This is a genomic window from Streptomyces sp. NPDC050423 (assembly GCF_040655445.1).
Taxonomy (GTDB): Bacteria; Actinomycetota; Actinomycetes; order Streptomycetales; family Streptomycetaceae; genus Streptomyces.
In genome coordinates this window covers 1-17,642 of the sequence record NZ_JBFAJY010000004.1, presented here as the reverse complement: position 1 = coordinate 17,642, position 17,642 = coordinate 1, and the positions used below count along the sequence as shown (strand labels likewise).

The 17,642-nt window shown below is 72.4% G+C and carries 13 protein-coding genes; 11 read left to right on the top strand and 2 right to left on the bottom strand.

All coding sequences use genetic code 11. The features are described from left to right. The 11 genes from AB0I52_RS04435 to moeZ form a co-directional block, all read left to right on the top strand. The coding region (locus tag AB0I52_RS04435) for a DUF3152 domain-containing protein (protein WP_363068815.1) at positions 1-1,130 on the top strand (1,130 nt) is incomplete at its 5' end. A gap of 157 nt (positions 1,131-1,287) precedes the next feature. Continuing rightward, positions 1,288-1,383 (top strand): Ms4533A family Cys-rich leader peptide, encoded by a 96-nt coding sequence (locus AB0I52_RS04430; protein WP_323178015.1) that lies wholly within the window; start codon positions 1,288-1,290, stop codon positions 1,381-1,383. 218 nt (positions 1,384-1,601) lie between these two features. Continuing rightward, entirely contained in the window at positions 1,602-3,329 is a 1,728-nt protein-coding gene (locus tag AB0I52_RS04425; RefSeq protein ID WP_363068813.1) for an ABC transporter substrate-binding protein, read from the top strand. A gap of 2 nt (positions 3,330-3,331) precedes the next feature. Further along, positions 3,332-4,315 (top strand): ABC transporter permease, encoded by a 984-nt coding sequence (locus tag AB0I52_RS04420; RefSeq protein WP_363068811.1) that lies wholly within the window; start codon positions 3,332-3,334, stop codon positions 4,313-4,315. Further along, positions 4,312-5,301, top strand: a complete 990-nt coding sequence (locus AB0I52_RS04415) for an ABC transporter permease (protein ID WP_363068810.1) — start codon at positions 4,312-4,314, stop codon at positions 5,299-5,301. Before AB0I52_RS04420 ends, AB0I52_RS04415 begins: the two co-directional genes overlap by 4 nt. After that, positions 5,298-6,890, top strand: coding sequence for an ABC transporter ATP-binding protein (locus AB0I52_RS04410; protein ID WP_363068808.1), 1,593 nt, complete (start codon positions 5,298-5,300; stop codon positions 6,888-6,890). Before AB0I52_RS04415 ends, AB0I52_RS04410 begins: the two co-directional genes overlap by 4 nt. A 212-nt stretch (positions 6,891-7,102) precedes the next feature. Further along, a complete protein-coding gene (locus AB0I52_RS04405) occupies positions 7,103-8,926 on the top strand; it encodes a glycosyltransferase (protein ID WP_363069138.1) in 1,824 nt (607 codons plus the stop codon). Next, positions 8,919-10,418 (top strand): hypothetical protein, encoded by a 1,500-nt coding sequence (locus tag AB0I52_RS04400; protein WP_363068806.1) that lies wholly within the window; start codon positions 8,919-8,921, stop codon positions 10,416-10,418. The genes AB0I52_RS04405 and AB0I52_RS04400 overlap by 8 nt, the downstream gene beginning before the upstream one ends. Before the next feature lie 135 nt (positions 10,419-10,553). After that, entirely contained in the window at positions 10,554-11,519 is a 966-nt protein-coding gene (locus tag AB0I52_RS04395; RefSeq protein ID WP_363068805.1) for an NAD-dependent epimerase/dehydratase family protein, read from the top strand. Next, positions 11,507-12,349 (top strand): spherulation-specific family 4 protein, encoded by an 843-nt coding sequence (locus AB0I52_RS04390; protein WP_363068803.1) that lies wholly within the window; start codon positions 11,507-11,509, stop codon positions 12,347-12,349. The genes AB0I52_RS04395 and AB0I52_RS04390 overlap by 13 nt, the downstream gene beginning before the upstream one ends. A gap of 85 nt (positions 12,350-12,434) precedes the next feature. Next, positions 12,435-13,613 (top strand): adenylyltransferase/sulfurtransferase MoeZ, encoded by a 1,179-nt coding sequence (moeZ, locus tag AB0I52_RS04385; RefSeq protein WP_363068801.1) that lies wholly within the window; start codon positions 12,435-12,437, stop codon positions 13,611-13,613. A gap of 79 nt (positions 13,614-13,692) precedes the next feature. Here the strand turns inward: moeZ and AB0I52_RS04380 are convergent, their stop codons facing one another. Together AB0I52_RS04380 and AB0I52_RS04375 are read right to left on the bottom strand one after the other, a co-directional pair. Then, positions 13,693-15,273, bottom strand: coding sequence for an alpha/beta hydrolase (locus AB0I52_RS04380; protein ID WP_363068799.1), 1,581 nt, complete (start codon positions 15,271-15,273; stop codon positions 13,693-13,695). 577 nt (positions 15,274-15,850) lie between these two features. Continuing rightward, entirely contained in the window at positions 15,851-17,455 is a 1,605-nt protein-coding gene (locus AB0I52_RS04375) for an alpha/beta hydrolase (RefSeq protein ID WP_363068797.1), read from the bottom strand. Positions 17,456-17,642: the final 187 nt, after the last annotated feature.

Sequence of the window (17,642 nt, the reverse complement as noted above, 5' to 3'; positions counted from 1 at the left end):
AACCGCGCGCCCGCGGGGGGGGCTGGGGCGCCGGGCCGCCGGAGCGGCCGGGTCCGCCGCGCGGCGGACCCGGCCGTACCGGTGTCCAGGCGTCGGCGCCCCCGCGTCCGCAGGCGCCGCGGAACGCGCAGGGGACCGGCACCAGGCCGCTGATACCGGGACCGCGAAAGGAGTTCGTCGAGGCCTTCGACGCCCCGCCCGCCCGGCCGACTCGCGGCCCGGCACCGGAGCCGGCCGCCCCCGCCGATCCGTACAGCTCCGCCGGTGACGGGGACGAGCGGCCGCCGGCCGGCGGCGACGGCGCGCCCAAGGACTCCAGGGGCGGCAGGGGCCGCACCTTCACCGGTATCGCGGCCGCCGCGGTGACCACGGTGCTCGCGGTGGTCGTGGCGGGCCAGGTCGCGCACGACAGCGGTCGCCGCACGGGCGGTGCCGCCCAGGCCGCGGGCGTCGGCCGGGACGGCACCGACGACACCTCCCGCTCGGACAGCAGGAAGACCCCCGCCCCCAAGGCGGCGGTCAAGCCCCTTTCGTACGAGCAGAAGATGGCCAAGGCCTATCCGCTGGCACCGAAGCTCAAGGGTTCGGGGAGATTCGAGGTCGTACCCGGCGCGGCGAAGGCTCCGGGCAAGGGGCACAAGTACCGCTACCGGATCGATGTCGAGAAGGGGCTCGGGCTCGACTCCGCTCTCTTTGCCGAGGCGGTCCAGAAAACCCTTAATGATGAACGCAGTTGGGCGCACGACGGCGAGATGACCTTCGAACGGATTTCCGTCGGCGATCCGGATTTCGTGATCACGCTGGCCAGTCCGGGAACCACCGGCGTCTGGTGCGAGAAGTCGGGGCTGGACACGACGCAGGACAACGTCTCCTGCGACTCCGCCGCCACCGAGCGCGTGATGATCAATGCCTATCGCTGGGCCCAGGGGTCGTCCACCTTCGGTCCGGACAAGCTCTACTCCTACCGTCAGATGCTGATCAACCACGAGGTGGGCCACCGGCTGGGGCACAACCATGTGAGCTGCGGCACGCCGGGCAGGCTCGCTCCGGTGATGCAGCAGCAGACCAAGTCGCTGAACATCAACGGCATCAAGTGCCTTCCCAACGCCTGGGTGTATCCGACCGGTTGAGGCCGGCCCGCGCCCGCCCGAACGGTCGCGGGGCCGGCGGCCGGGGGTCGGTTTCCCGCCCCGTGGGGACCGCCCTCCGGGCAGCCTGTCCGAATGGTGAGACCATCGTCTCGTATCGCGTTGACATCGGGCAGGCGGTCGGCCCATATTTCTCGGCATGTCACGCAGCCTCGTCACCTCCGATCGCGCCGCCATTGAGCTGGCGCTCATCGGTGTGACCGGGCACAGCGTCGCCGACGTCGACTGTTGCTGACGCCTGCCCGAGTGCGCGTCGGCCCCCTCCTCCGAGCCTGATGGCCCGGACGGAACCTCCACGGCTGCCGCACCGGGCGTACTCCGTCCGCAGGCGCGGCAGTTCCAGTGTTCCGGTCCCTGTACCGACCGGTCGTGTGCACATGCCTCTCGTCGCCGCCTGCACGGATTCGCTTCTGTCTCCCTCATTCAGGCAGTTCTCCGAGAGGTCACCTTCCGATGCGTCAACCGTCCGTCATATCGCGCCGCGCAGCAGCGGCCGCCGCAGTACTCGTCGTGGCCGCGGGCGCCGCGGCCTGCGGGCCCGAGGGCAGCAGCAAGGGCGGCGACGGCAGCTCCGGCGCGGCGGGCGCGCCCCGGAAGGGCGGCACGCTCACCGTCCTCAACAGCGCCCCGCAGGAGGACTTCGACCCCGCCCGGCTCTACACCTCCGGCGGCGGCAACGTCCCCTCGCTCGTCTTCCGTACGCTCACCACCCGCAACCGGGAGGACGGCGCCGCCGGCGCGAAGGTCGTCCCCGACCTGGCGACCGACCTGGGCACGCCCAGCAAGAACGCCACCGTCTGGACGTACACGCTCAAGGACAACCTCAAGTACGAGGACGGCAGCGCGATCACGAGCGCCGACATCAAGTACGGCATCGAGCGCTCCTTCGCCGCCGAACTGTCCGGCGGCGCGCCCTACCTGCGCGACTGGCTGATCGGCGGCGCCGGCTACCAGGGCCCGTACAAGGACAAGAAGGGCCTCGACTCGATCGAGACGCCCGACGCGAAGACGATCGTCTTCCACCTCAACAAGCCCGAGGGCGAGTTCCCCTTCCTGGCCACCCAGACCCAGACCACTCCGGTACCGAAGGCCAAGGACACCGGCACGAAGTACGAGGAGCACCCGCTCTCCTCCGGCCCGTACAAGGTCGTCAAGAACGAGGGCGACGGCGAGCGCCTCACCCTGGAGCGCAACACCTACTGGTCGGCCGCCACCGACGAGGAGCGCAAGGCCTACCCCGACCGGATCGACGTCCGCTCCGGGCTCGACTCCGCCGTCATCAACCAGCGGCTGTCCGCCTCGCAGGGCTCCGACGCCGCCGCAGTCACCACCGACACCAACCTCGGCCCGGCCGAGCTCGCCAAGGTCAGCGGCGACAAGAAGCTCGCGGCCCGGGTCGGCACCGGCCACTTCGGCTACACCAACTACATCGCCTTCAACCCGAAGGTGAAGCCGTTCGACAACCCGAAGGTGCGCCAGGCGATCTCCTACGCCGTCGACCGCAGCTCCGTCGTCAACGCCGCGGGCGGCTCCTCGCTCGCCGAGCCCGCCACCACCTTCCTGCCCGACCAGAGCTCGTTCGGCTACACGCCGTACGACGCCTTCCCGGCAGGGAAGAACGGCAACGCGGCCAAGGCGAAGGAGCTGCTGAAGGAGGCCGGTTACCCCAAGGGGCTGACCGTCACCCTGACGCACAACAACGAGAAGAACTTCGCGACCAGCCCGGAGATCGCCACCGCGCTCCAGGAGGCGCTGAAGAAGGCCGGGATCACCGTCAAGCTCCGGGGCCTGGAGTCCAACGCCTACTCCGACACCGTCTACAACGTGAAGACCGAGCCCGGCTTCTTCCTCGGCGGCTGGGGCGCCGACTGGCCCTCCGGCGGACCCTTCTTCGCTCCGGTCTTCGACGGACGCCAGATCGTCAGGGCCGGCTACAACTTCAACTCCGCCCAGCTCGACGACTCCGCCGTCAACAAGGAGATCGACGAGATCAACAAGCTGACCGACCTGGGCGCCGCCGCCAAGCGCTGGGGCGCGCTCGACAAGAAGGTCGGTGAGCAGGCACTGACCGTGCCGCTGTTCCACCCGGTCTACAAGCGCCTGTACGGCGAGTCCGTCAAGAACATCGTGATCAGCGACTGGACCGGCGTGCTGGACATCTCGCAGGTCGCGGTCAAGTAGCCATGACCGAAGCACTGCTGGTCAAGGAGGCGGGGGCCGTCGCGGCCCCCGCCTCCGGGGCCCATCCGTTCTGGCGCCGGCTGCGCACCCGGCGCTCGGCCCTCGTGGCCGCCGTCGTCGTCGCCCTGCTGGTCCTGACCGCGCTCGCCGCACCGCTGCTCGCGGGCATCGAGGGCCAGAACCCCACCACGTACCACCCGGATCTCGTCGACTCCGCCACCGGCGGGGTGCCGCTCGGCTCCTTCGGCGGGATCAGCGCCGAGCACTGGCTCGGCGTCGAACCGCTCACCGGACGCGACCTCTTCGCCCGCGTCGTGTACGGCGCCCGGGTCTCGCTCGGCGTCGCGCTCGGCGCGACCCTGCTCCAGGTCGTCATCGGCGTCCTCACCGGCCTCGCGGCCGGTCTCGGCAACCGCTTCGCCGACCAGGTGTTCAGCCGGATCACCGATGTCATGGTCGCCCTGCCGGTCATGGTGGCCGCCCTCGGCGCCCTCGCAGTCGTCCCGGCCGGATTCCCGCGCCCGGTGCTGATCGCGCTGCTCGTCGGCCTGGTCGGCTGGACCCACATCTCGAAGATCGTGCGCGCCAAGACGCTCGCGCTGAAATCGCTCGACCACGTCGCGGCCGCCCGACTCAGCGGCTGGGGGTCCTGGCAGATCGCCCGGCGCGAGCTGCTGCCCGCGCTGGCAGCGCCCGTGATCACGTACGCCGTCCTGCTCTTCCCCGCCAACATCGTCGTCGAGGCCGCCCTGTCGTTCCTCGGCGTCGGCATCAAGCCGCCCACACCGTCCTGGGGACAGATGCTCAGCGACGCCGACACCTGGTACCAGGCCGCGCCCACCTATCTGCTGATCCCGGCCGGGCTGCTCTTCGTCACCGTGCTGGCACTCACCGTCCTCGGCGAGGGCGTGCGCACCGCGCTCGACCCGCGCGCCGCCTCCCGGCTGCGGATCGGCACCGGCGCCAGGAAGGAGGCCGGAGCATGACGTGGTTCCTCCTGCGGCGCCTCGGCGGGGCGCTCTTCGTCCTGCTCGCCCTCAGCCTCGTCGTCTACGCCGCGTTCTACGTGGCACCGGGCAACGTCGCGCAGATCGCCTGCGGTCCGCGCTGCTCGCCCGCGCAGGTCGCCCAGGTCAGCGAACAACTGCGGCTCGACGACCCGGTGTACGTGCAGTACGCGCACTTCCTCCAGAGCCTGGTCGCCGGCCGCGACTACTCCACCGGAACCGGTGTGGTGCACTGCCAGGCCCCCTGCCTGGGACTCTCGTACCAGAGCGGTCAGCAGGTCACCCAGCTGATCGTCGCCAAGCTGCCGGCCACCGCCTCGCTCGCCGTCGGCGCCTTCGTGCTGTGGATGGTGCTCGGGGTCGGCACCGGAGTGCTCTCGGTGTGGCGGCGCGGCCGCGCCACCGAGCGCGTCCTCACCGGGATCACCCTGGCCGGCATGGCCACACCGGTCTTCGTGATCGGCCTGCTGCTCATCATCATCTGCGTCACTGCACTCCGGATCCTGCCGTTCCCGGACTACGTCCCCTTCACCGAGGACCCGGAGCAGTGGGCCTGGAACCTGCTGCTGCCCTGGATCTCCCTGGCGCTCGTCTCCGCGGCCCCGTACGCCCGGATGACCCGGGCCTCGATGCTGGAGACGCTCGCCGAGGACCATGTGCGCACCTTCAGGGCGTACGGGGTCAGCGAGCGGGTGATCGTCGGACGGCACGCGCTGCGCGGTGCGCTCGCGCCGGTGATCGCGCTCGGCGCACTGGACATCGGCTCGATGTTCGGCGGCGCCGTGCTCACCGAGTCCCTCTTCGGGATTCCGGGCGTCGGCCGCGAACTCGTCGCGGCCGTACGGAACGTGGACCTCCCGGTCGTCGTCGGGCTGGTGCTCGTCACCGGGTTCTTCGTCGTCCTCGCCAATGCCGTCGCGGACATTCTCCAGGCGATGGCCGACCGTCGGGTGGTGCTGTCATGAGTCTCGTCGAGGTCACCGATCTCTCGATCTCGTTCGGCGACGTGCACGCGGTGCGCGGACTGTCGTTCTCGCTGGAGGCGGGCGGCGCGCTCGGCGTCGTCGGTGAGTCCGGCTCCGGCAAGAGCGCGTCGGCGTACGCCCTGCTCGGACTGCACCGGGGGACCGGCGCCAGGGTCGGCGGCTCGATCCGGGTCGCCGGTGTGGACGTCCACACCGCCGACGACGCCGCACTGCGCGGGCTGCGCGGGGCGAAGGCGGCGATGGTCTTCCAGGACCCGCTGTCCTCGCTGGACCCGTACTACGCCGTCGGTGACCAGATCGCCCAGGTGTACCGCGTCCACAACCGGGTCTCCCGGCGGGCGGCGCGGACCAGGGCCGTCGAGGTGCTGGACCGGGTCGGCATCCCGGACGCGGTACGCCGCTCCCGCTCCCGGCCGCACGAGTTCTCCGGCGGGATGCGGCAACGGGCGCTGATCGCGATGGCGCTGGCCTGCGAGCCGGAGCTGCTGATCGCGGACGAGCCGACGACCGCGCTCGACGTCACCGTCCAGGCCCAGATCCTCGACCTGCTGCACAACCTGCGCCGCGAGACGGGCATGGGGCTGCTTCTGGTCACCCATGACGTGGGCGTGGCGGCGGAGTCCGTGGACGACGTGCTGGTGATGCGGTCCGGCCGCGCGGTGGAACGGGGGCCGGTGGCCCAGGTCCTCGGCGCCCCGCGCGAGCCCTACACCAAGGCGCTGCTGTCGGCGGTGCCGCGCATCGCTCCTGGGCCGGCCGGGCGCGCGGTCCTCGACAAGCCGGAGATCCCCGACCGGGCAGAGGTGCTCGTCGAGGCCGACGGTGTGCGGCAGGTGTTCGGCCGGGGGAAGTCCGCCCTGGCCGCCGTCGACGGGGTCTCCCTCACCGTCCGCCACGGCGAGACGCTCGGCATCGTCGGGGAGAGCGGCAGCGGCAAGACCACCCTCGGGCGGATGCTCGTCGGCCTGCTGGAGCCCACCTCCGGCCGGCTCACCCGGGTCGACCGGGTGCAGATGGTCTTCCAGGACCCGGTCTCCTCGCTCAACCCGCGCCGCTCCGTGGGCGAGTCCGTCGCGGACCCGCTGAGGGCGCGCGGGCAGCGTGACGAGGGCGCGATCAGGGCGCGTGTCCGGGACCTGCTGGAGCGCGTCGGGCTCGACCCGGAGCAGTACGACCGCTATCCGCACGAGTTCAGCGGCGGACAGCGCCAACGCGTCGGGATCGCGCGGGCGCTGGCCGCCGAACCGAGGCTGATCGTCTGCGACGAGGCGGTCTCCGCCCTGGACGTGACGACCCAGGCCCAGGTGACCGCGCTGCTGGCCGGGCTCCAGCGGGAACTGGGACTCGCGCTGGTCTTCATCGCGCACGATCTCGCGGTCGTACGCCAGGTCAGCGACCGGGTGGCCGTCATGCGCCACGGCCGGATCGTCGAGGAGGGCCCGGTGGAGCAGGTGTACGGAGAGCCCCGTGACCCGTACACCAAGCAGCTCCTGGCGGCCGTGCCGGCGCTCGATCCGGCGCTCGCGGCGGTCCGCCGCGCGGCTCGCGCGGAGTCGGCCGCCGCCTGACCGTACGTGATCGACTGCCTGACCGTCCGTGATCGACCGCCTCTATAGCGCGACGGAACGCTATGGGGGCGGGAAAGTTACGACGGTTCACCCCTTTCGGTGGTGCGACGGACAACCGTCCGTCGCACCACCGGCGTATCCGCTTACGGTCGTCCCGCTGCGAGTCGCCGATCCAACGGTGGCCGCCCACAAGGGAGATCGGGGGTGTGCTCGTGCGGATCGGACTCCTCACCGACGGTGGTTATCCGTATGCGACCGGTGAGTCCAGACTCTGGTGCGACCGTCTGGTGCGCGGGCTCGCGCAACACGAGTTCGATCTCTTCGCGCTCAGCCGCACCGCCGAACAGGAGGCGCGCGGCTGGGTCCAGCTCCCGCTTCAGGTGAGCCGGGTGCGGACGGCGCCGCTGTGGATCGCCGACGAGGACGCCCTGGGCCTGCACGCCCCCAGGGGGCTGCTGTCGCGACTGCTGTCCGGCGGGGGCGCGCACTCGTACGGACGGCGCGAACGACGGCGCTTCACCACCCACTTCACGGCGCTCGCGACCGCGGTCTGCGCCGCTGGTCGGACGGGCGGGGAGCGGGGTGACGGCACCGAGGCCGCCGGTCAGGGGGAGCGCGGCGGCGGGGGACGTACCGCCGCCGAGGACACACGGTTCACCGAGGGCCTCTACGGTCTCGCCGAACTGGCCTGCGAACACGGCGGACTTCCCGCGGCGCTCCGCTCCGAGACCGCGGTACGGATCCTGGAGGCCGCCTGCCGTGCGCCCGGCACCGGCCGCACCGTCCAGGCCGCCACCGTCCCCGACCTCCTCGCCTTCGCCGCCGAGCTCGACCGGGTACTGCGCCCGCTCTCCCTCGACTGGTACGACGAGGAGAGCCTCGGTGCCGTGGACCTCTGCCACGCCGCCTCGGGAGGCGCCGCCGCCCTGCCCGGCCTGCTGGCCAAACGCTTCTTCGGCGTGCCGCTGCTGGTCACCGAGCACTCCGTGCAGCTGCGGTCGCACTACCTCGCGGCGGCCGGAACCCCGCTCAGTGCGCCGGTGCGCGCCCTGCTCGCGAACTTCCACGGCCGGCTCGCCGCCGAGGTGTACCGCCAGGCCGCGCTCATCACCCCCGGCAATACGCACGCCCGGCGCTGGCAGGAGCGCTGCGGCGCGGAACCCGCCAAGGTGCGCACGGTCTACCCCGGCATGGAGTCCGGCCGGTTCGCGGCGCTGGGCGAGAACGAGGGCGACGGCGGCCCGGACACCCTGGTGTGGGTCGGCCGGATCGAGCCCGCCAAGGACCTGGTCGCCCTGCTGCACGCCTTCGCGGAGGTGCGCAGGGCCGAGCCGGACGCCCGGCTGCGGATCATCGGCGCGGCGGCCCAGGGGCCGGAGGGCGCCGGCTACCTCGCGCACTGCCGGGCACTCGCGGCCCAGCTGTTCCCGGACGAGGCCGCCGACGCGCACGCCGTCGGCGACAACCCGGTCTCCTTCGAAGACATCGGCGGGGCCGAGGTCCCCGACCTCGCCCAGGCGTACGCGGCCGGCGGGATCGTGGTGCTCTCCAGCGTGGTCGAGGGCTTCCCGATCAGCCTGGTCGAGGCGATGTTCTGCGGCCGGGCCACGGTCTCGACGGACGTCGGCGCGGTCGTCGAGGTCATCGGCGGGACGGGGCTCGTGGTGCCGCCGCGCAATCCCCGGGCGCTCGCGGACGCCTGTCTGGCGCTGCTGCGCGACCCGGAGCGCCGTGCGCGCCTGGGCGCGGCGGCCCGCGCCCGCGCGCTCGAACTCTTCACGGTCGAACAGAACCTCGCGGCATTTCGCGGCATTTACCTGGAGCTGATCGCTCGGGCGCCGGTACGCCGGGACACGGCGACGGTGAACGCGGACGGCGGACCGCGCCCCTTCGCCACCCCTCCGGAGGCCCACGTCCTCGGCCTGTGGCCCGAGCCCGACGAGATCTTCGCCCCGGAACCGGCCGAGCGCACACCCAGCTGGGCCGGGCACGGAGTCTGCGCGGGGGCGCGCGGAGCGGGGGACGGCGATGCGTGACCAGGAAGCGGCCGGGACCGGCCGCCGTACCGACCGGTCCGGGCCGCCCGGCGCCCCCGCCGAGGAAAACGGAGGCACGACGATGGGCCGCCCGACCGAGGTGCCCGGCACACCGGCGACCGGCAGTGGCTGGGACCCGCGCTCGCGGGCGCTGGTCTCCGATGCGCCGGCCGCCGACGTCTCCGAACCGGCCTGGGGGCCGGCCGCCCCCCAGGACACGCCGGCGGGCGGGTCGGCGGACGGTGTGACCGTGGCCTGGCCGGCGGCCGCCGCGGCGGAGAGCGCCCGCGCGGAGCCGGCACCACAAGGCGCCCCGGAGCGCGGAACACACCCCTCCTCCCGCGCACCCGAGCCGTCCCGCGCACCCGAGATCGCGCACGCACCCGAGATCGCGCACGCCGCTCCGGCGCGCAAACTCAGCACCGGGCGGCGCGGTCCCGCCGACCCCGTGAAGTCGCTCATGCACCGGCACCGCGAACTCTGCGAGCGTGCCGTCGATCCGCTGGAGATCGCCGCCGGGCTCGAAGCCCACGGCGTCACCGACCGCACCGCGGCCCGCTACCGGCACCGCGACGTGTTCTCGCTCGCCGAGGAACTCTTCGCACGGGTACCGGGTATCGCGGGGAGGCCCGTCGGAGCGCTCTCCGCTCCGGCGCGTGACGTCCAGACGCGCGCCGCATGGTCGCTCCGGGCCCTGCTGCCGGGCGCCGCCTGCCTGGCGACCCTCGTCTCGCTGCGGCTCACCGACGGAGTGCTCGGCGGCGAGGCGCGGCTCGCCATCGGCAGCGGCGGCGCGCTCCTCGCGCTCATCGGGCTCGGCCTCGCCCTGCGTACCGGCCCGCTCTCCACCGGCGGCCGCCCCGCCGGCGCCGCCACCCTGTACGGCTGCTGGCTGCTCGGCTACGCCCTGTACGGCGAGGCCCTGCTCCACCAGGTCCTCAGCGGCGGCCCGGAAGGCCCCTGGGCGATCACCCCGGCCCCGCTGCTCGGGCTCGCCGTCGCGGTCGCGCCTGCGGCCTGGTGCGCGCACCTCTTCTCTCTGCACGCACACCGCAAACTCAACGGCAGCCGCGCACTGGAGGAGTTCGCGGCAGGCGTGCGCCCCTTGCTGTTCGGCGCCGTCGCGTTCTTCCTCTGCGCCGTCACCGGGCTGCTCTGCCTGGCCGGCCTCGGGACCGGGGGCGGCGTCCCGGTCGGGGCCGCCGGCCTCGGGGTACTGCTCCTGCTGGCCCGGCTCCTCACCGTCCACGGCTTCCCCGAACCGGCCGCCACCGGACTCGCCGCCGCCTGCGCCGTCGAGGTGGCGGCCCCCGCCCTGGTCCTGGCCGGGCGGCTGCCCGGCCTCCACACCGTCGCCCGGCCCGTCGACGCCCTCGTGGCCGCGGCGGGCACCGGAGCCGTATCCGCCGTGGCCTGCGGCGCGGCCGCGCTCGGCCTGCTGACCACCGCCACCGTCGCTCTCTCCCGAGCATCTGCCCACACCGCCGCCTGACACACCACAAAGCCCCCGCGGAGCCGACGCCGCGGGTCTCTTCCGCACCGTACGCAACTGCCTCAAGGAGACACCGGACATGACCCCCCAATACCTCGCACCGGCAGCCCGCCGTCGGCACCCAGGGGGCGCGCGATGAGGGTGCTGCTGCTCGGAGCCAACGGATTCCTCGGCCGGTTCGTCGCCGACCGGCTGCTCGCCGACCCCGCCGTACACCTCACGGCGCTCGGCCGCGGCGACGACGCCGACGTACGGTTCGACCTCGCCAGCGGCAGCCCCGGAGCCCTCACCCGTTTCCTGGACGCCGTGCACCCCGGAGTCGTCGTCAACTGCGCGGGCGCCACCCGCGGCGGGGCGCGCGACCTGACCCGCCACAACACCGTCGCCGTCGCCACCGTCTGCGAGGCCATGCGGCGCAGCGGCTGCACCGCCCGGCTCGTCCAGGTCGGCTGCTCCTCGGAGTACGGCCCCTCGCAGCCCGGCTCGTCCACCGCGGAGGACGCCATCCCCCGCCCCGGCGGCCCGTACGGCGTCAGCAAGCTCGCCGCCACCGAACTCGTCCTCGGCTCCGGCCTCGACGCGGTCGTGCTGCGGGTCTTCTCGCCGGTCGGCCCCGGCACCCCGGCCGGTTCCCCGCTCGGCCGGCTCGCCGAGGCGATGCGCCGGGCCATGCAGTCCGGTGACGGGGAGCTGAAGCTCAGCGGCCTCGGCGTGCAGCGCGACTTCGTCGATGTGCGCGACGTCGCGCGCGCCGTGCACGCCGCCTCGCTCTCCGCCGCCCAGGGGGTCGTCAACATCGGCACCGGCCGGGCCGTGCGGCTGCGTGACGCGGCCGCCGTGCTCGCCAAGGTCGCCGGATACGCGGGCGCGCTCCACGAGCTGGACGCGCCCCCCGCGCGGCTGCCCATCGGCGCCCCCCGCACCTCCACCGAATCGGTCATGGAGCACCTCTCGGCCACCCCGTCGCCCTACCCGGACGGCTGCGGCGCCTGGCAGCAGGCGGATGTCCGCACGGCCAGGGACCGGCTCGGCTGGCGTCCCCGGATCAATCTGGAGGAGTCCCTCGCCGACATCTGGATGGAGGCGGCGTGCCGTATCTGACCAGTACCGGCACGGCCCGCAGGACCAGCGGCGCCGAACAGCTCGGCTTCGGCGTCCCCGGCTGTGCGCATCCGCTGCTCGCGCCCGTCGAATGGGCCGAGCTCGCCCGCCCCGGCACCCCGCTGCACTGGGCCGTCCTCAACATCGACAACGGCCCCGGCACCCGCCCCGACCCGCACTGTCTGGAGGCCGCGGGCCGGCTCCGCAACGCCCGCGAACGGGCCGTGCACGGCGAGGAGGCGCTGGACTCCGTAGGGGCCTCGGCGGGCAGGCTGCTCGGCCGCCTCGATCTGGCCTGCGGCGACCGGCCCTTCGACGAGCTGATCACCGACGCCCGGTCGTACCTGGACTGGTACCGGGTCGACGGCTTCTACCTCGACCGGTGTCCGGCCGGGCGCCCCGGCCTCCCGGCGGTCCGCCGGCTCACCAGCACGCTCGCCGCGCTCCTGGCGGACAGTGACAGCGCGCGGAACGGTGGACACCTGGTGCTGGGGCACGACACCCATCCGTATCCCGGCTACGCCGAGGCCGCCGACCAGCTCGTCACCTTCCGCGGCCCGTGGACGGACTACCGCTGGTCGCAGGTGGCGGAGTGGACCGCCGCCTACCCGCCCGGCCGGTTCGCGCACTTCGTGCACGGCGTCCCGCGCAGCCATCTGGAGGAGGCGATGCGGATCGCGCGCTGGCAGGGCGCCGGGACGATCTTCTTCACGGACCGCACCGGAGAGGAGGATCCGGTGAACAGGTGTGGACAAACCGATCCATTCGCGGCGCTGCCCAGGTACTGGGACGAAATCGTCTCGCGGATCGGACCTGGTATCTCGGAATGAGAGGGGGCGTGGCAGTGTTACGGCAAGAACAACCGTACGTAGCCGAAGTACGTAGAAACCGACCACCTGCATTGTTGAGGTTCCTGTGTCGCTGCCACCCCTGGTCGAGCCAGCTGCTGAGCTCACCGTCGACGAGGTCCGCAGGTACTCCCGCCACCTGATCATCCCGGATGTCGGGATGGACGGGCAGAAGCGGCTGAAGAACGCGAAGGTGCTCTGTGTGGGCGCCGGCGGTCTCGGCTCGCCGGCTCTGATGTACATGGCCGCCGCCGGTGTCGGAACGCTCGGCATCGTGGAGTTCGACGAGGTCGACGAGTCGAACCTGCAGCGCCAGATCATCCACAGCCAGGCCGACATCGGCCGGTCCAAGGCCGAGTCCGCCAAGGACTCGGTGCTCGGCATCAACCCGCTGGTGAACGTGGTCCTTCACGAGGAACGGCTCGAAGCCGAGAACGTGATGGGCATCTTCGCCCAGTACGACCTGATCGTGGACGGCACGGACAACTTCGCCACCCGCTATCTCGTCAACGATGCCGCGGTGCTGCTGAACAAGCCGTACGTCTGGGGCTCCATCTACCGGTTCGACGGCCAGGCGTCCGTCTTCTGGTCCGAGCACGGCCCCTGCTACCGCTGCCTCTACCCGGAGCCGCCGCCCCCCGGCATGGTTCCGTCCTGCGCCGAGGGCGGCGTCCTCGGCGTGCTCTGCGCGTCCGTCGGCTCCATCCAGGTCACCGAGGCCATCAAGCTGCTCGCCGGCATCGGCGACCCGCTCGTCGGCCGGCTGATGATCTACGACGCCCTGGAGATGCAGTACCGCCAGGTCAAGGTCCGCAAGGACCCCGACTGCGCGATCTGCGGCGAGAACCCGACCGTCACCGAGCTCATCGACTACGAGGCCTTCTGCGGCGTCGTGTCCGAGGAGGCCCAGGAGGCGGCGCTCGGCTCCACGATCACTCCCAAGCAGCTCAAGGAGTGGATCGACGCGGACGAGAAGATCGAGATCATCGACGTCCGCGAGCCGAACGAGTACGAGATCGTCTCGATCCCCGGCGCGAAGCTGATCCCGAAGAACGAGTTCCTGATGGGCAACGCCCTCCAGGACCTCCCGCAGGACAAGCGCATTGTGCTGCACTGCAAGACCGGTGTGCGCAGCGCCGAGGTCCTCGCGGTCCTCAAGTCGGCGGGCTTCACCGACGCGGTGCACGTCGGCGGCGGCGTGATCGGCTGGGTCAACCAGATCGAGCCCGAGAAGCCGGTGTACTAGGACGTTTCCGTCTGTTCGTTCCGAAGGGGCCGGTCCGCGTCGTGCGGGCCGGCCCCTTCGGCGTATCCGCCGTGCCGCCCTACGAGCAGGTCTTGCCGTCCGCAGGAACCTTCCCGTCCAGGAAGTACGTGTCCACCGTCGACGTCACGCAGGTGTTCCCGCCGTAGGCGCCGTGCCCCTCACCCTTGTTGGTGAGCAGGATGCCGACGCCCTTGCCCAGCTCGTCCGCCATCTTCCGCGCACCCTCGTACGGTGTCGCGGGATCGCCCGTGGTCCCCACGACCAGGATGGGACCGGCGCCCGGAGCGCTCGCCTCCGGGGTGTCGTGCTCACCCTTCACCGGCCAGTCGGAGCACCAGCCCGCGGTGTCCCACGCCAGGAACGGGCCGAAGACCGGGGACAGCCTCTCGAACTCGGGCAGCAGCGCCTTCGCCTCGGCCGCCGTCGGCCGGGCCTTGCTGTCCGCGCAGGAGATGGCCCGCTGCGAGTGGCTCTCGGTGTCGTAGTGCCCCTTCCCGTCACGGCCGTTGTACGAGTCGGCCAGCCGCAGCAGCTCGCTGCCCCGGCCGCCCTCCGCCTCGTCCAGTGCCCGGGTCAGGACCGGCCAGTTGTCCTTGGAGTAGAGCGGCATCACGATGCCCGTGATGGCCAGTGACTCGTTGAGCTCGCGGGACGTACCGGTCGGCAGCGGCTTCTTGTCGATCCGTGCCAGCAGCCGGGCGATGCGCCGGGTGCCCGCCTCCGGGTCCTGGCCGCGGCCCTTGAGGTAGTTCTCCAGCGCCCGCTGGAAGCCGGTCGCCTGGTTGCGGGCGTGCCCGACGGTGTCCGCCGTGGGGTCGACGACGGCGTCCAGGACGGTGCGCCCGACGTGGGACGGGAAGAGGTGCGCGTAGGTGCCGCCCAGCTCGGTGCCGTACGACATGCCGAAGTAGGTCAGCTTCCGGTCGCCGAGCACCTCGCGGATCAGGTCCAGGTCCCGGGCGGCGTTGGTCGTGCCGACGAACGGCAGGACCTTGCCCGAGCGGCGCTCGCAGCCGGCGCCGAAGTCCGCGCCGTCCTTCATGAACGCCGCCTCCTCCGCCGGCGTGTCCGGAGTCATGTCGACGTTCCGGCCGGCGTCCTCCTGCTCCTGGTCGGAGCGGCACCGCACCCCGGCGCTCCCGGCCACCCCACGCGGATCGAAGCCCACCAGGTCGTAGCGGGTGTTGAGCTTCCCGTACGAACCGGCGGCGCGCGGCAGGATGGAGACCCCCGAACCGCCGGGGCCGCCGAAGTTGAACAGCATCGAGCCCAGCCGGCGGCGCGTGTCCCGGGCCTCCTTGCGGATCAGTGCGATCCCGATCGTGGCACCGTCCGGCTCGGTGTAGTCCAGCGGGACGCGGACCGTCGCACACCGCCACTCCGAATCGGGAAGGGGAGTCTCGCCCTCGGGGGCGTCGCAGGTGGCCCAGTCCGGGTTCTGCGAGGTGAGCGAGCCGGGCAGCGCCGGAAGCCGCGCCGGCTTCCCGCTCGCGGTGGCCGAGGCGGATGGTGAGGCGGCCGCGGCGCCGTCCGCCCGGTCGGCGGACTTGTCGTCGGTACCGTCCTCGCAGCCCGCGAGCACCCCCGTCAGCAGCAGCGCGGCGGCGGCCAGCGCCCCGGCCCGTGCGTATGAGACCACGTGTGTGTCCCTCCCCGTTGTGCCTGCCCGGTCGGCAGTTCGCCCATCGTAGGACGGGGTCCGGTGCCGTCTGCCCTGGAGGCGACTGTCGTCGGGCTCAACGGCCTGAGGCTGCCGCGTCCCACCTTTCGCGGCACTCCGCCCCGCTGGAACAGATCCAACGGGGCGGAATCAACCGACAGGGGTCCGTAGCGTGCGGCGTGGCCGCCGAGGCGGCCGCCGGGGCGGCCGTGGCAGGGTCCGCAGGCCGGTCCGGCCCGGATGCTGTGATGTGTTCATGCTGTTCGTTCCTTTGCGGTTACGCGATTTCTTCCCGGGACCGGTAGTCGGTTCCGCGGCGAAACTCCCCGGGGTGGGGCACCCAGAACAAGGTGCGGGGCGCGGAAACGATTTGCTGGGGCCGATGAAGCCCGCGACGGCGGAGCGCGGTTCCAGCACGTGCACCACCAGGGCGCGCCGGTATCGCTTCTCCGCAAGCCCCTGGCAGACCGGCCGGGGCGTCAAGGCCCGCCCGGCCGACTGAGACTTCTGACGGCAGAACCACTGACGTTCTCGCGGCGACGGCATCCGGACGGCCCTACCCGCAGACCGTTCCGGCGGCCGGCACCTTGCCGTCCAGCAGATAGCCGCCCACCGCCTTCTGCACACAGGCGTTGCCGCTGTTGTACGCGCCGTGCCCCTCGCCCTTGTACGTCATCTCCACGCCGACGCCCTTGCCCAGCTCCTCGGCCATCGCCCGCGCGCCCTTGTACGGGGTCGCCGGGTCGCCGGTGTTGCCGATGACCAGCTGGGGGGCCGAGCCGGGGGCGCTGACATCGGGGTGCTCCCAGGTGCCCTGCACCGGCCAGCCGGTGCAGGCCATCAGGCCCCAGCCCAGGTAGTCGCCGAAGACCGGTGAGGCGTCGCGGAACCGGGGGAGCCTCGCCCTGGTCTGTTCCAGGGTGAACCGTTCCTTGGAGTCGGCACAGCTGATGGCCGTGTTGGCCGCGGCGGAATTGTCGTAGTGGCCGGTGTCCGAGCGGCCGTTGAGGGAGTCGGCGAGGGCCAGCAGCAGCCGGCCGTCACCGCCGTCCGCCTCGTCCAGGCCCTGTTCCAGCAGCGGCCAGGTCTCCTTGGAGTACAGGGCCGCGGCGATGCCGGTGGTGGCCTGCGTCTGCGTCAGCTTGCGTGAGCCGATCCCGGACACGGGCTTCTTCTCCAGGCGGCCGAGGAGATCGGACACCCCTTGCTCGACCTCGTCGCCGGTGGCACCCGGCAGCTTGCAGGCGTCGCCCCGGTCCGCGCAGTCCTTGGCGAAGTTGTCCAGCGCGAGCTGGAACCCCTTGGCCTGGCCCAGGGAGGACTGCTCGGCGTCCTCGGTCGGGTCCACCACCGCGTCCAGCACCGACCTGCCGACCTTCGCCGGGAACAGGTGCGCGTAGACGCCGCCCAGTTCGGTGCCGTACGAGATGCCGAAGTAGTACAGCCGGTCATCGCCGAGCACCTGACGCATCAGGTCCATGTCGCGGGCGGCGTTCGTCGTCCCGACGAAGGGCAGTTCCCTGCCCGAGTGCTTCTCGCAGGCCGCCGCGTACGTGTTCGTGTCGTCGGTGAACGCCTTCACCTCGGAGGCGTCGTCCGGCGTACCGTCGGCCTGGTACCGCGCGTCCAGCTGCTTGTCGTTCTCGCACGTCACCCCGTCGCTGCGGCCGACCCCGCGCGGGTCGAAGCTCACCAGGTCGTAGCGGGTGCGCAGCTTGTCGTACGCGGTGCCGAAGGCGGGCAGGGTGGCGACGCCGGAGGCGCCGGGGCCGCCGAAGTTGAAGATGAGCGAACCGATCCGGTTCTTCCGGTCCATGGCCTTCGCGCGGATGAGCGCCAGCTCGATCGTGTCGCCGGCGGGCTTGGCGTGGTCGAGCGGGACCTTCATGACGGAGCACTCCCAGACGGCCCCGCCGGGCAGTGGGGTCGGTGCGGCGCCGCCGCCCTCCGCCTGGGACGGGGCGGGACAGGGCTTCCACGTCAGCTTCTGGGCGGCGAGGGCGGCCGGGCCGGAGCTCGCGGCGGCGTTCGCCGCGTGCGGGGAACCCTCCGACCGGTCCGGTGCGTCCTTGCCACCGCCGTCCGAACAGCCGGTGAGCGGAAGCAGCACGGTCACGGTGGCGGCGAGGGCCGCGGCGCGCAGGGCAGGGGAGGTCCTCATCGCTCCATCGTGCGGCGGAGACCGGGAGGGTGCACGGGGCGCCGGTCCAAGCGGGTGGCCCCCCGACCGGACCCCCGCCGTCCCGGGAGCTTCTAGGGCGTGTTTCGAAAGTCCCGCCTGCCCGGCGGTGTCTGGCACGCACGCTCGCCGCGTTGTCGGGATCGCCCCGATACAACCAGTATCGGGG